The sequence below is a fragment of the Chryseobacterium sp. genome (genome assembly GCF_019236175.1).
In the GTDB taxonomy this organism is placed as follows: domain Bacteria; phylum Bacteroidota; class Bacteroidia; order Flavobacteriales; family Weeksellaceae; genus Chryseobacterium.
The window spans coordinates 1-15310 of sequence record NZ_JAFAJM010000022.1 but is presented as its reverse complement, the minus strand read 5'-3'; the positions used below and the strand labels follow the sequence as shown (position 1 = coordinate 15310).

11 protein-coding genes and 1 tRNA gene are annotated in these 15310 nt (G+C 37.2%); 5 read left to right on the top strand and 7 right to left on the bottom strand.

The genetic code is table 11. From position 1 onward, the window contains the following. Window positions 1-23 precede the first annotated feature (23 nt). The 3 genes from JO178_RS19310 to JO178_RS19300 form a co-directional block, all read right to left on the bottom strand. Window positions 24-96 (bottom strand) — tRNA-Phe (locus JO178_RS19310). 110 nt (window positions 97-206) lie between these two features. After that, window positions 207-2048, bottom strand: a complete 1842-nt coding sequence (locus JO178_RS19305) for a lysophospholipid acyltransferase family protein (RefSeq protein WP_291939408.1) — start codon at window positions 2046-2048, stop codon at window positions 207-209. A 23-nt stretch (window positions 2049-2071) separates the two neighbouring features. After that, window positions 2072-3310, bottom strand: a complete 1239-nt coding sequence (locus JO178_RS19300; RefSeq protein WP_291939406.1) for an aspartate kinase — start codon at window positions 3308-3310, stop codon at window positions 2072-2074. Between the two features lie 322 nt (window positions 3311-3632). Here JO178_RS19300 and fbp point away from each other — a divergent pair, with 322 nt between their 5' ends. Both fbp and JO178_RS19290 read left to right on the top strand, forming a co-directional pair. Then, entirely contained in the window at window positions 3633-4649 is a 1017-nt protein-coding gene (gene fbp, locus JO178_RS19295) for a class 1 fructose-bisphosphatase (RefSeq protein ID WP_291939403.1), read from the top strand. Then, entirely contained in the window at window positions 4650-5654 is a 1005-nt protein-coding gene (locus JO178_RS19290; protein ID WP_291939401.1) for an o-succinylbenzoate synthase, read from the top strand. Window positions 5655-6147: 493 nt separating this feature from the next. Here JO178_RS19290 and JO178_RS19285 read toward each other — a convergent pair whose 3' ends face one another. Further along, on the bottom strand, window positions 6148-7278 hold the full coding sequence (locus JO178_RS19285; RefSeq protein ID WP_291939399.1) for an alpha/beta hydrolase: 1131 nt from the start codon (window positions 7276-7278) through the stop codon (window positions 6148-6150). A gap of 142 nt (window positions 7279-7420) precedes the next feature. On the opposite strand from JO178_RS19285, the gene JO178_RS19280 reads away from it, so the two are divergent. Beyond that, window positions 7421-9094 carry a glutamine--tRNA ligase/YqeY domain fusion protein gene (locus JO178_RS19280; RefSeq protein ID WP_291939395.1) on the top strand — a complete coding sequence of 558 codons (1674 nt, stop codon included), beginning with the start codon at window positions 7421-7423 and terminating at the stop codon, window positions 9092-9094. A 151-nt stretch (window positions 9095-9245) separates the two neighbouring features. Here the strand turns inward: JO178_RS19280 and JO178_RS19275 are convergent, their stop codons facing one another. The 3 genes from JO178_RS19275 to JO178_RS19265 all read right to left on the bottom strand — a co-directional run bounded on the left by JO178_RS19275 (window position 9246) and on the right by JO178_RS19265 (window position 13134). After that, window positions 9246-10142 (bottom strand): 3-hydroxyacyl-CoA dehydrogenase, encoded by an 897-nt coding sequence (locus JO178_RS19275; RefSeq protein WP_291939392.1) that lies wholly within the window; start codon window positions 10140-10142, stop codon window positions 9246-9248. A 78-nt stretch (window positions 10143-10220) separates the two neighbouring features. Beyond that, window positions 10221-12164, bottom strand: coding sequence for an oleate hydratase (locus tag JO178_RS19270; protein WP_291939389.1), 1944 nt, complete (start codon window positions 12162-12164; stop codon window positions 10221-10223). 91 nt (window positions 12165-12255) lie between these two features. Then, complete coding sequence (locus JO178_RS19265; protein WP_291939386.1) at window positions 12256-13134, bottom strand: AraC family transcriptional regulator; 879 nt, start codon at window positions 13132-13134, stop codon at window positions 12256-12258. A gap of 256 nt (window positions 13135-13390) precedes the next feature. On the opposite strand from JO178_RS19265, the gene prmA reads away from it, so the two are divergent. Together prmA and JO178_RS19255 are read left to right on the top strand one after the other, a co-directional pair. Then, window positions 13391-14218, top strand: coding sequence for a 50S ribosomal protein L11 methyltransferase (gene prmA, locus JO178_RS19260; protein WP_291939384.1), 828 nt, complete (start codon window positions 13391-13393; stop codon window positions 14216-14218). Window positions 14219-14226: 8 nt separating this feature from the next. Further along, window positions 14227-15066 (top strand): SH3 domain-containing protein, encoded by an 840-nt coding sequence (locus JO178_RS19255; RefSeq protein WP_291939382.1) that lies wholly within the window; start codon window positions 14227-14229, stop codon window positions 15064-15066. Window positions 15067-15310 lie beyond the last annotated feature (244 nt).

Below are 15310 nucleotides of genomic sequence, written 5' to 3'. Positions count from 1 at the left end.
CTGACTAATCAGAGGTTTTCAAGTGGTTTCTCCAGGAATCGAACCAGGGACACATGGATTTTCAATCCATTGCTCTACCAACTGAGCTAAGAAACCATTTATATTTTTGTTTGACTTACTTCGTTGTTTTAAAGTGATGCAAAAGTAGTAAGTTTTAGTATACAAAGCAAGTATTCATCGTACTTTTTTTGAATAAAGTTAAAAACTTACTGATTATCAGTTTGATTATTTTCCTGTTCTTTTCTGATTTGTTCACTCATCTCTTCCAATACAGGTTTAATCGTGTTTTCCGGAAGATCACTAATCCTGATATACATCAGTCCGTCGATCGCATCATTAAAGTTCGGATCAACATTGAATGCAATTACTTTCGCATTCTGTTTAATATATTTTTTAATTAAAACAGGTAATCTCAGTTCCGGTTCCAGGTCATCAATAATTTTATCAAGCTTATTCAGATCAGATTCCATCTCTTCAAAGAAGATATTTTTATCCCTGTCACGAAGCTTTACCTTGTATTCATTTCTTGGGGTGATGTATTGGGCTACTGCAGAATCAAAATAATTGGATCGCATAAACTCAATCATCAGAGATTTTGAGAATTCCGAAAATTTATTAGAAATACTTACGCCTCCCATCAGGAATTTATGATCCGGATTTCTCAGGCAGACATGTACAATTCCTCTCCATAAAAGAAATAAAGGAAGTGGTTTTTGCTGATATTCCTGGCAAATGTAGGCACGCCCCATCTCAATGACTTTTTTAAAGAAAGGATGGATGTCCTGTTCAAATTCAAATAATGAGCTTGTATAGAAGCCTTTGATTCCGTATTTTTTCATGACCTCTCTACCCAGTGCCATTCTGTAGGCTCCCGCAAGCTTTTGTTCTCCGTTGTCCCAAAGGAAAAGGTGGTGATAATGTTTATCATACTCATCAAGGTCAAACGGAAGATTACTTCCTTCTCCTACTGCACGGAACGTAAGCTCTCTCTGACGACCGATCTCCCTCATAATGGAAGGAATTTCTTCATAAGTGGTAAAGTAGATTTCGTAATTCCCGTTGCTGAATAACATCTTATCAGTACCCCTCAGTTTATCAACATCTTTAACGATATCTTCTTTCGGAGTTTCATCAATGATATTCTGAACTATATTTTCTTCTTTTAATAAAGGGAATTTGACAGAAAGATTTTGGAGATTGATGCTTTGAGCCAGAGATTTTCTCTTCTCATAGTAAGATTTCATCATATATACCTTACGTTTCAAAAACTCTCCCAATTCCTCTATCGTTTCCATCTCATCCATTGCTTTTACAGTAATAGGACGCCCGATTCTGATTCTGATAGGTTTTTCCCTGTCGTTCATCATTTCAGCAGGTAACATCAGGGTTTGTAAACTTGGATGAAGTTTTGCCACCTGATAAAACAAACGACTGTTTTTGGCATGAAAATACATAGGAACTACCGGCACTTTAGCCATTCTGATAAGCTTAAGTGCCGTTTTTTCCCATTCTTTATCTAGAATTTCCCCGTAAGAATTGTTTTTATTAGAAACTTCTCCTGCCGGAAAAATACCTACACAACCTCCGTTTTGTAAATGCTTCAGTGTTTCACGCATTCCCGAAGAGCTGCTGTAAGCTTCTTTTCTGTTTTCAAAAGGATTTACAGCGATTACGTACGGTTCCATAGGCTTGATCTTTTCCAGAAGAAAATTTCCCATTACCTTAAAGTCCGGACGAACCTCCGATAAGATCTTGCACATCAAAATTCCGTCAATCGCACCCAATGGATGATTGGAAACCAGAACAAACGGTCCTGTTTTCGGAATTTTTGCCAGATCTTCTTCAAAAGCTATATAGCTTAAGTTTCTTTCTCTCACAAATGAGTCGAAAAAGTCTTTGCCTTCCTTGTCTTTTAGTTTATCGTATAATTTATTTACTTCATTTATTTTAGCAATGCTCATCACAGCAGATGCTACGGGATTCTTTAGGAATCCAATTTTACTTAAGCCGGAAGCTTTGATCAGATCGTTTTTCGAAATTAAACTCATGTGTGTTTAGTCGCAATTAATAATTATTGTGTTACCATTTGAAGTGTATTTTTGGAAATTTGCTCCAATAACACGTTTTTTTCGTGGTAAAATTTGTCAATGTGATCCATCTTCGCATTTCTTACTGTGAATAAAGATACATTTTTAATTGCTTCGGTTTTAAAAATTTTTTGAAGTTCTTCGTTAAGTTCTTCAAGATGGTTAAACTTATCCTCCAGACATAAAGCCAGTGAAATGGCAGAATTCTGCATCAGGGAAACCTTAATTTTATATTTGGATAAATATCCGAAAATTAAACTCATATGATCTTCTGCAATGAAAGAAAAATCCCTTGTTGAGATCTTTAGAAGATTCTGGTTTTCTTTCAGAATATAAGACTCCTCCTGCTGATTCTTGTCTGAAGCACCTACTTTTGTTCCTTCCTTGGTAGGATCTACGAAAGATTTTACATAGAAAGGAATATTTTTTTGTTGTAGCGGCTGTAAGGTCTTAGGGTGAATTACGCTCGCCCCGTAATAGGCCATTTCAATGGCTTCCTCATAAGAAATATTCGAAAGCAGAGATACATCGCTGAATTTTCTCGGATCTCCGGTCATTACTCCCGGTACATCTTTCCAGATAGTCATCGCATCGGCATTTAAGCAGTATGCAAAAATAGCCGCAGAATAATCTGAGCCTTCCCTTCCTAAAGTCACCGTGAAGTTGTTGTCATCAGAACCGATGAAACCCTGTGTTACATAGCAGATTTCATGATTTAAATTGGAAATAAACTCCTCGGTTCTTGTCCAGTCTACCGTCCCTTCTCTGTAAGAATTGTCCGTTTTGACATAGTCACGGGCATCCAGCCATTGGTTGGTAAACTGTATTTCGTTCAGATACTCACTTACAATCTTAGTGGAAATCATTTCTCCACAGCTTACCACCTGATCATAGACAAAGTTGTAATTAGGAGATTTGTTTCTTCTTAAAAATGAGTCGATGTCATCGAAAAAGAGATTGATTTCAGCAAAAACTGCATGATTCTCTGGAAACAGACCTTCCGCGATCTCAATGTGTTTTCGTTTTATCTTTTCAATCTCAGTTTGATAGTTATCTTTCTTGAAATAAAGTTCTACAACTTTTTCCAACTCATTCGTCGTTTTGCCCATTGCTGAAATTACCAGCAAACATTTGGCAAATCCCTGGCTTTGTAATACCATGGACACGTTTTTCACACTGTCGGCGTCTTTTACTGACGCGCCACCAAACTTGAAAATTTTCATTAAATTGTTAAAAATAAAATTGTTAGATAAAAAATTACATGAGTTTTTTACGGACGTCAAAATTATAAATTTACAACGAGATATGAAATAGCAAGATTTCCGGATGGAATTAAGATTTCCTTAAAATGCATATTCCATGAATTTCTCCGATTTTTTGTCACCTTATTGAAGCCAATTTGGATTTATCATCCACACTGATTGTAGTGTTTTATATTTTATTTAAACTATATTTACCTGATATACAGTTGTTTTTAGCTTTTGTAATTAAATTTTTCTAATGTGATAAATTTTCCGAAATTTGGGAAAACGTAAAAAGTAAAATATGTCAAATCAACCATTACAGACTTTAGGAGAATTTCTTATCGATAAACAGGACGATTTTCAGTATTCAACAGGTGAATTTTCTCGTCTTCTAAGTGCAATAAGATTGGCTTCGAAAGTGGTTAACAGAGAAGTAAATAAAGCCGGAATTGTAGATATTACAGGAGCTGCAGGAAACCAGAATATTCAGGGTGAAGAACAGCAAAAACTGGATGTCATTGCAAATGAAATTTTTATTACGGCTTTGTCTCAAAGAGAGGTTGTTTGTGGTATTGCTTCTGAAGAAAATGATGATTTCATTGATATTAAATGTGGAGAAAACGGTCATTTGAGTAAATATGTGGTGTTGATCGATCCTTTGGATGGATCTTCAAATATTGATGTGAATGTTTCCGTAGGAACTATTTTCTCTATTTACAGAAGAGTGACGGAACCGGGAACTCCTGTAAAACTTGAAGATTTCTTACAAAAAGGAGTTAATCAGATCGCAGCAGGGTATGTAATCTATGGCTCTTCTACCATGATCGTTTATACAACTGGAAATGGAGTGAACGGATTTACATTAGATCCGTCTTTAGGGACTTATTACCTTTCTCATCCCAATATGACTTTTCCAAGAACAGGGAAAATCTATTCGATTAACGAAGGAAATTATATTAAATTCCCTCAGGGAGTAAAAAATTACCTTAAATATTGCCAGATGGAAGAAGGAGATCGTCCTTATACCTCAAGATATATCGGTTCTTTAGTAGCAGATTTTCATAGAAATATGCTGAAAGGAGGAATTTATATTTATCCTTCTTATTCTCAGGCTCCTAACGGAAAACTGAGATTACTGTATGAATGTAATCCTATGGCGTTCCTTGCAGAGCAGGCAGGAGGAAAAGCCACAGACGGGTTCCGAAGAATTCTGGAGGTAGAGCCGACAGAACTTCACCAGAGAATCCCCTTCTTCTGCGGAAGTATTGAAATGGTAGAGAAGGCAGAGGAATTTATGCGTATTGACAGCGTAAAATAAATGGAAGCAAAATATTCAAAATACGTATTAGAATTCAAACGCCCGAGTGGAACATCTCGCGGCGTTTTGCTTGAAAAAGAAACTTTTATTCTGGAAATTTCCGAGGCCGGGAAAAAAGGAACTGGAGAATGTGCCATTTTCAGAGGATTAAGTTTTGATGACAGACCGGATTATGAGGAGAAACTGAAATGGCTTTGTGATCATATTGAACAGTCTCCGGATCATCTGAAAGAAGAGCTTAAAGAATTTCCATCGATATGGTTTGGATATGAGCAGGCTGTTTTGAATCTGAAACATGGTGATCATCTTTATTTTCCGGGTGAATTTACGGATGGAAAGTCCGCAATTACCATTAATGGCCTGATCTGGATGGGAGATATCGGATACATGGAAGAGCAGATTCGGGAAAAGCTTGAAAAAGGATTTCATTGTATTAAACTGAAAATTGGAGTCAACTGGAAGGAAGAACATAGTATCCTTCAGAAACTAAGAGAGAAATTTTCTAAAGATCAGCTGGAATTACGGGTGGACGCCAATGGAGGATTTAATAGAGGAGAAGCTGTTGTTGTTCTACAGCAACTGGCAGATTTAAATATTCATTCCATTGAGCAGCCTATTAAAGCCGGAAACTGGAACGATATGGCGGAACTATGTGCTGTAACCCCTACGCCCATTGCGCTGGATGAAGAACTTATCGGAATCATTGATTCTGAAGAAAAGAAAAAATTACTGAAAACAATTCAACCTCAGTATATTATTTTAAAACCAGCTTTAGTAGGAGGTTTTGCCGGTTCTGATGAATGGATTGCCTTGGCGGAAGCCCAGAATATCGGCTGGTGGATTACCTCTGCACTGGAAAGTAATATAGGACTGAATGCCATTGCTCAGTATACCTTTACAAAAAACAATCCGATGCCTCAGGGATTAGGTACCGGAGCTTTATTTGTCAATAATTTCGAATCAAGTTTGGAGCTCAGCAATGAGTTGCTGTGGTTCAGAAAATAATACCATTACAGAGCGGGATTTCCGAAAGCAATTATTTGTTTGGCGTCCCGCTATCTATGATATCCTGTACTTAGGATAACACGGCTAAACATACATTTATTCTTTTCTAATCGAACGATTTTCGTTATATGTATTTTATTGATATTTAACGGGATATAAAAATTTCATTATAAAACGTAAATATGAAAATAAATTCCTTCAATAATTGCAGGAATTCATAAGAATTTTGAGTCGCTTACATGAATGGATAAAGTAATGATAGGATCGGATAGTCTTTGTTTTTTTTAAGATTTTAAATATTAGTTAAATCACATCTTTTACGAAAATTGCTTTCTTTATATACCTGATGATAGAAGAAAACTGTTTTTTAATGTTTTTCATAATAAAAAAATTGTAATTCTCTATTGTTTGATTTGGCAATCTTTATGCCACTTTTCCGGTTTGAATAAAATTTAACGTACTGTCATTTTTATAGGATTTTTTTAATTTATAATTAAGAAATAATTGTGAAAATATTTTCGTTATTCTTGGATCTATTGGTTATTAAATTTCTATCAATGCCGTATAAATTCTGAAAAATATCTTTTTGAACCTCAGAGCTGGAAAGGTATCCCCAGTGATTGCCTACTTCATATTTGAAACTGTTTAAAAGATCATCTTTTACAAACGTGCAGTCAATCACGGACACAATATCTTTAAATTTCTCAAGATCACTAGGCCCGTTTTTTCCCAGTCTTGGGGTAAGAATATTCTTCGTAAACTGAGAAATACCCAGAATGGCATCCTGTCGGTTTAAATAAATTGAAATACGATTGGCAAGTAAAGGAAGTTTATTGAACGAATCTTCAGCATCTTCAAATACTTTGTAGGTGACATCGGCATTCAATAAGATCACCTGGTCGATCACTCTTAAAATATTTTCTTTCTTTAAACTGTACAACATACTCTGAAGTACCCTGTTCCCCATGGAATGAGCCATAATATGGATTCTCTGATTACAGGGCGCCAGATCACGATTAGAGAAAATATCCTTTAAGAACTGAGTATAGAAATAAAAGAGTCTCAATAATGAGGTGCCTGAATTAATACTCGAAGCTTTATCATCAAAATAGGAGAGCGGAACAATACTGCCTGAAGCCGGCCAGCTTATAAATAAAATATGCTCAACCGGAGATTCCGGATTATCGATGAAAATTTTTTTAAGATCAATCATTGCTTTTAATTCATCATCAAAATCATATAAATAACCATGAATGAATATCAAAACATCGCTCCGGTCTTTGGTGGAAGACATATTTTTGTACAATTCATAGAACATTCTTTGGGTTCCTCCCAGATTGTCGGCTGTTAAAGATGACTTTCTGATTCCTTTTTCATTTAAAAGAACATCCAGTACATCTTCATATCCCTGCTTTTCGGGTTCGGAAAAAAGGCGGTAATTAAGAATATTTCTGTTGGTATAATCCTTTTTCTTTTTAGCCTGTGCAGTAGGCTCTTTATAGTTTTCAAAATCACATTTGGCAATTCTGAAGTTTGGAATTGAGTAGACTTCATTAGAAAAAGAATCTACTCTTTCGCCTTTGTGACGAATGATTTTCCGATTGCTTAGGATATAAACGGCCATGATTATCAGTTTTATAACTGTCTCTAAGTTACATAAAAATACCGAATGCTAAGCTATTGTACTTTTTATTTATCACTTTCGTACAACCTAAAATTTCCGTAACTTTGTATCACTTTTTTTGCTAAAAACAAAAGCTAATTTAATGGAAGAAGAAAAAAAATCACTCAATTTTATTGAGCAAATTATAGAAGATGATTTGGCAAACGGTCTGAAAAGAGATCAGATTCGTTTCCGTTTTCCCCCTGAACCTAATGGATATCTGCATGTAGGGCATACCAAAGCGATCTGCATCAATTTTGGGCTGGGTGAAAAATACAACGCCCCCGTAAACCTTCGTTTCGACGATACGAACCCTGAAAAAGAAGAACAGGAATTCGTGGATTCTATCAAAAAAGATGTGGAATGGTTAGGTTTCAAATGGGATAAAGAGTTGTATGCATCAGACTACTTCCAGCAGCTTTATGAGTGGGCGGTACGATTGATTAAAGAAGGGAAAGCGTATGTGGATGAGCAACCTTCAGAAGTGATTACTGAGCAAAGGAAAAATCCTACAGAGCCGGGAGTGGAGTCTCCATTCAGAAACCGCCCTGTTGAAGAGTCTCTTGATTTATTCGAAAGAATGAAAAACGGAGAATTTGAAGAAGGAACGATGTCGCTCCGTGCAAAAATCGATATGGTGTCTCCGAATATGAATATGCGTGACCCTGTGATGTACAGAATCCTGAAAAGACCTCACCACAGAACCGGAACAGCATGGAAAATTTATCCGATGTATGACTGGGCACATGGTGAATCAGATTATCTGGAGCAGGTATCTCACTCTTTATGTTCATTAGAGTTTGAAAACCACAGACCTCTTTATAACTGGTATCTTGAGCAGGTATATGATGAATCCAAAGTAGCACCTAAGCAGAGAGAATTTGCAAGGATGAACGTTTCTTATATGATTACTTCCAAAAGAAAGCTTCAGAGACTTGTGGCTGAAGGAGTGGTGACAGGATGGGATGACCCGAGAATGCCTACGATTTCAGGAATGAGAAGAAAAGGATTTACTCCTACGGCAATCAGAAACTTTATTGAAAAAGTGGGGGTTGCCAAAAGAGAAAACCTGATTGAAATTCAGTTGCTTGATTTCTGTGTACGCGAAGACCTGAATAAAGTGGCAAAACGTGTGATGAGTGTAGTAGATCCTGTAAAATTGGTGATCGAAAACTATCCTGAAGATAAAGAAGAATGGGTAGAAACTGAAAATAATCCGGAGCAGGAGAATGCAGGAACACGAGAAATTCCTTTCTCAAGAGAATTGTATATCGAACGTGAAGACTTCAAAGAAGAAGCGAATAATAAATTCTTCAGACTTAAACTGGGGGGAGAAGTTCGTTTGAAATCTGCTTATATCATTAAGGCGGAAAGAGTAGAGAAGGATGAAAACGGTGAGATTACTACCATTTATGCTACTTATGACGAAAAAAGCAAGTCCGGAAGCGGAACAGAAGAAAGTCTGAGAAAAGTAAAAGGAACATTACACTGGGTTTCTGCCAAACATGCCATTCCTGTAGAGGTTAGAATTTATAACCAATTGTTTACGGTGGAACAGCCTGATGCGGAGAAAGATGTTGACTTCCTGAATTTCATCAATCCAGAGTCGGTAACTACTGTTAAAGGATTTGCTGAGCCAGGTTTAAAAGAGGTAGCGGTAGGTGAGCCCCTTCAGTTCCAGAGAATCGGATATTTTACGAAAGATCAGGATTCTACGGAAGAAACACTGGTATTCAACCGTACGGTAACCTTAAAAGATTCTTATAAGCCTGAATAATTTCAGGAATATATACCTATTAAAAAGCAGGACATTCCGGAATGTCCTGCTTTTTTCTTTGTAAGGCATTGTTCGATGGTATCGGAGCTAAAACCTTTCGTCTTAAAAGGTATCGGAAAAACTAGCATTTTTGCGTTTTCCAACGATAAGTTTATTTCAGGAAATCCTTATCCTGATAGGCCGGATTAGGATATTTATAAAAGCCTTCGCCGCTCAGAACACCCAGCTTTCCCTGATCAATATATTCTGTTTTTAGTTTTTCTACCGCCTTGATCTTTAACGGATCCTGAGTTTCCTCAGCTTCCATTTTATTAATATTATACGCGGTTGTAATTCCTACGACATCCAGAATACCAAATGGTCCTGTCGGCGCTCCGGTGGCCACCATCCACGTTTTATCAATCGTTTCAATATCTGAAACTTCGTCGATCCAAAGATTGACTGCAGCACCAAGTAAGGGAACAAGCAGTGAGTTGACAATATATCCCGGTTGTTCCTTATGAATGGGAAGTGCGACCATTCCGATGGCTTTGGCAAATTGAATGACCGAATCAAAGACTTCCTGTGATGTTCCGGAGTGACGCATGACCTCTCCGGTATTATGCTTCCATATTTCATTGGCAAAGTGAAGCGCCACAAATTTCTCAGGCCTTCCTGTAGCTTCTGCAAATTCACTGGGAAGAAGGGTGGAAGAGTTAGTGGCAAACACCGTTTTTTCAGGTGCTACTCTGGCCAGCTGATGATAAAATTCCGTCTTGATTGCCGGATCTTCCGGAACAGCCTCTATCAGAAGATCAGCGTCTTTTACAGCAGTTGCAAGATCCGATGAATAACTGAGGTTTTTAAAAGTAATATCAAGTTGCTCCTGTGTAGCATTCAGGTCGTGTTGATAAGCTTCACTGAGTACCGTAAATTTTTTCTTAGCCTTTTCCAGTACATCGTCATTGATATCGTACACTGTAACTTTAAATCCGTGATAGGCTGTCTGGAAGGCGATCTGATATCCTAATACACCGCTTCCGGCTACCGTTATGTTTTTAAAATCCATGAGGTTTGTTTTTATGAATGATTAAGTAAGCCGTTTTCAGATTAATGCCCTTACGACGGCTTATTTTAAATTGTTATTTTATCCTTTTACTCCCTTGATCCAGTCCTGGAATCTGCCTACCTGTTCCATAAAGAAAGACTCATGTTGTTCTTCTTTTTCTTCAGGACGGTTAACCAGGATGTGTTCGAAATAGGTTCCTTTTAATATTTTTCTTAAAATTCCTTCTCCAAGGAAAGGTTTGTAATCATTCAGGGCTTGTGTAGCTTTTAACAAATGTCTGATATCGTATTGCAACGGATTGATATCCGGAACCTGCTTGTTGAGGTTGAGGAGGTTATACACTGCTATTCTCGCTGTTCTTACGGAACTTTCCATCGTAAAGACCACATCATTATTGGTTTCTACAAATTGTCCTACCAGTCCTAAATTTGTACAGCCTTCAGGAACAACTCTCGGGCGGTCTCCCTGGGCTCTTGGCATAAACATAGACGTAATATAAGGCATAAATGCTGTACGTACGATGGTGTTTTCCACCACATTATCAAGCTGGTCTGTCATTCCCAAATGATAGCATAATTCTGCAAGGATTTCATTTCCGGTACACTGAGGCATTGTTTTTTTGATGTAGTTTCCTTCTTTATCCATCAGTAGGGCGTATACCCATACTACAAGAATATCATCCGGCTGAGTAGGGAAGTGTGGCTGTCTGTTGCAGGTAAAACTCATCACCCAGTTGGAATCGGTGATCGTAATAATTCCGCCGGTTGCTGTTCTTCCCGAATAAGGGTCGTTGACACACAGTTCTTTCAGTTTCTCGGTGAAAGCAGAAGGACGGCACGTTAAAGTAGCCGATTCCCATGAAGATTTTTCAATATGGCTACAAAATTTTTCAGGTTTCCCGAATACTTCGGATTTTGCGGCAAGATTTTTCCAAAGTTTCCATCCTGCACTTTGTCCTGCGCTGCTGTTATCTATCGTTACTTCAGGTACAGTGGTATTGTCTCCGTAAAAAGTACTTTCAGTCATAGAGCCTGTTGTTACAATAACATAATCATCTTTGCCAACCGGAATTTTAATTTCTTCCCCGTTTTGCTCGGTGATAATTCCTTCTACTGTTTTCCCCTCGGTATTGATATGGATATCCAGATCTTTCACAAGAGTGTTAAACTGAATCTGTACCCCTTTCTCAACAAGGAAATTTTTCAGAGGAGTTACATAAGTATCATATTGATTGTATTTTGGGAATACAAGACAGGAAAAGTCTTTCATTCCGTCTATGGCATGCAGGAATCTGTGCATATATAATTTAAGTTCCAGCAGACTATGCCAGTTTTCGAAGGCGAACATGGAACGCCAGAAGAACCAGAAATTACTGTTAAGGAAGGATTCTGCAAAATAATCTTCAATGGTAAGATCATCAAGCTCTTCTTTCTTTTTCAGCAAAAGTTTCACAATGGCAAGCTGGTCTTTTTTCTCCAGTCCGAATTTGCTGAAATCTTTGATTTGTCCCTGATCATGAATCAGTCTTGCTTTGGAATAATTAGGATCATTATCATTGATCAGACGGTATTCGTCCAGCACACTGTAAGGAGCCGGTAATTCCAATGCAGGAATATCCTGGAACATATCCCAGAGGTTTTCGTACGTCATGTCCATTTCACGTCCTCCACGGATGATGTATCCGTCTGTTGCGTTTCCTGCACCATCCAGTGATCCGCCTTCAATGGAAAGCTGGTCCAGGAAGATGATATTTTTACCGGGAATACGGCCGTCGCGGATGAAATAGTAAGCGGCAGACATGCCTGCAATTCCGCTGCCTACAATATAGATTTTGCTGTTTTCGTAAGATTGCAAAGGAATCCCTTTGTTACGTTGATAATTTCCGATCTGATCGGAAAAAGGCATTGTTTTTTCAGGGGTGTTAATCTGAACTTCTTTACTGGAATCCGGTTCGTGATTTACTTTTCCAAACTGCTCAGAAGCATTTAAAACTTTGTCGAATTTTGAATTGATCGTACTCATTTTTTGTTTTGTTTTTAATTAACATGTTAAAGGTACTTCTATTCATAAAGCGATACATATCCCCAATGTCGGAATTATTATCCCCAAATTCTCAGGACTGGATGTTTTCTTTTACGCGGTATTCGGAAGGGGAAAATGCAGTGTGTTTTTTAAAAAAACGTCCAAAGGCAGATGCCGAATTAAACTGAAGCCGAAAAGCAATTTCTGAAATCGTAATCTCAGGATTTCCGAGCATAACATAAGCTTCTTTCAGTAAAGTTTCATCTATAACCTCATGCGGGGTTTTACCGCTTGCTTTTTTTATGATTTCGATGAGGTATTTATGAGAAAGACAGAGCTGATCCGCATAAAACTGAACGGTCCTCTGTTCTCTGATATTTTCACGGACAAGCTGGCTGAATTTCAGGAAAAGATCCTTTTTGCCCTCTTCTTTTTCAGAATGGGTATGGCTTTGCTGTTCTATAATTTCAGCAGTTTCAAGCAACACATTGAAAATAATGGTACGGATGATTTCTTCAGTGAATTTTCCCTGCTTTTCGGATTTCTTTTTCAGGTAATCCAGTAAATTCTGAAGTTGTATTGAATTTTTTTCCGTTGTCTTCACAATGCTGTAGGAGCCTTTCGTAAAAAGATTCATTTTTTCAATGATAAAAGGATTGGAAATATTTTTGATCAGAAAGTTTTTATCAAAAAACAACAGTTTCATCATAAAATTTTCACTGGTCTTCAGGAATTTTACGATAGTAGAAGGTGCCGCAATAAAGAAACTGTGAGCATCTACCTTATATTTTCTGTTATCGATCTCTATGTTGATTTCACCTTCGGTACAGATGCATAATGCATAATAATCCATCCTGAAAGAAGCTGTAGGAAATTTAAAAATAGGATTTCCGGAGGAAATGTAATAAGACTGTCGGCAATCTATATTGTAAAAAGAGAGTGTATCATGTAAATTTTCGTAGGTTACCATTTTTACGGATTGCTTAGTTTTATTGAAGACTGAAAACCTGTTGTGTTGTTAGGGCAATTTACGAATTTTATAAGAGCTTTTAGAGCCCGTTGACTAAAAATATCCTCTCTTTAAAGGAATTAACCGTGTTTTTTATCATATGTATGGAATCAGGGGGATATTAAAATCAGGAAATAATCGGTAAGGATGATCAAAACTTATCCCTTCTATTTTTTTAACAATAATAACATTAGTATTTTTGCAGCAAATTAATCACATGCAAAATTATTTAGAATTCAATTTCAAAATTTCTCCATTGCAACCCTGGAATGAAATATTAATGGCAGAACTTATCGAAATAGGTTTTGACAGTTTTACGGAAGAAATTGACGGAATTTTAGGATATATCCAGACCGATCTGTTTCATGAAGAGCAGCTGAAGGCACTTCCGATTTTTGAAAACGAAAACGTAAAGATTGAATATTCTTTCGAAGAAATGCCTAATATCAACTGGAATGAGGAATGGGAAAAGAATTTTTCACCCATCAATATTGATGATAAAGTATTGATCAGAGCAGAATTTCATGAGTCTGTTCCGGGAATGCATGAAATTATCATTCAGCCTAAAATGTCATTCGGAACCGGACATCATCCTACGACACACCTGATGATCCAACAGATGATGGACATTGATTTCAATGGAAAAAAAGTACTGGATATGGGCTGTGGAACCTCCGTACTGGCTATCTATGCCAAACAACAGGGAGCGGGAGAAACCAAAGCGATTGATATTGATGAATGGTCTGTGGAAAACTCAAAGGAAAATGCAGTAAGAAACAATGTAGAACTGGATATTGAGCAGGGAACTGCAGAAAATTTAGGAAAAGAAAGGTATGATATTATTTTAGCAAATATCAATAGAAATATCCTGATCTCAGATATTCCAACCTATGTTTCCGTTTTGAATGACGGAGGAAAATTATTGCTTTCCGGGCTTTGTTTCTTTGATGTAGATGATATTCTTGAAGTATGTACTGCAAGTGGTCTTGAACTGAAGAAACAGCTGCAGCGTGAAGAATGGGTGAGCCTGCTACTGGAAAAATAAATACAAATATGAAAACTTTATTGACCGCTTTATTGATCCTGATGGTACAGCTTTTTGCAGCACAGGACAATGAAGCATATGCAGATGGTATTTTTGGGTTTGAAGAGAATAAAACCCAGAAAATTTTTACAGACTGGACGAGGATCCGAAAAGAACCCCATGTTCAGGCCCCGGTTCTGGATTCGTTGCAGACCAATCAGCCTGTGTTGATTCTTACAAAAGAAGAAACGGTGCTGAGGTTGGGAGAACGAGGTGCCCATTGGTATAAAATTTCTTATCAGAAAGGTGATAATACGGCTGAAGGCTATGTATGGGGCGGAAATCTTTGTGTAGGATACCGAAATAAAAACGGCTACGACTTCCTTTTCGGACTTTCAAAAACAGTGGATCGGAAAAGTAAAGATTTCAATGAAATAATAAAACAAAACATTGCCGGAATTAAAGTAATGGAAGGCAATGTGCTGGTTGATGAAACCTATTTTGATACCGGAAGAGGTGAAGAGCTGAGCTATGCGACATTCAATATCGAAAGTAACCATAAGCTGCAGAATGTTGAACTGACCTTAAAGGCGATGGTTTCCGGTGAGGCTTGTGGTATAGCAAGCTACGACCAGTATGTTCTTTTTAAAGATAAAAAATTAATAGCACTTCCCCAGCTGATGAATGTGGGAGATGCAGATGTTTTTTACCATTCCGAACACTATATTTTTCCCAACGATAAAGGAGGTATTCCGGATGCTTTTCTCTTCAGAATGGAAGAAATGGAAAAGGATGACAGAGATCGTGAAAAGAAAAAGCGCTCTTCCAAAACTTATCTTTGGAACGGAAGTTCTTATCAGTTAAAATAATTCTGATTATATACATCAGGTGGCCGCTATAGTAATATAGCGGTTTTTTTATTGTATACGATCCATACGATGAAGGGATTTCTCTTTTAATACGACTTATTCTGTCGCTTTACGGCAATACCTTTGTATGATTAGATCAATATTAAATTAAGATCACAAATCTTTCTGTTATGGAGTAAAAAGGATATTTTTGCACCCGAATAAACGAATAATAATAACTTAAATTAAACACTGACATGAAAAA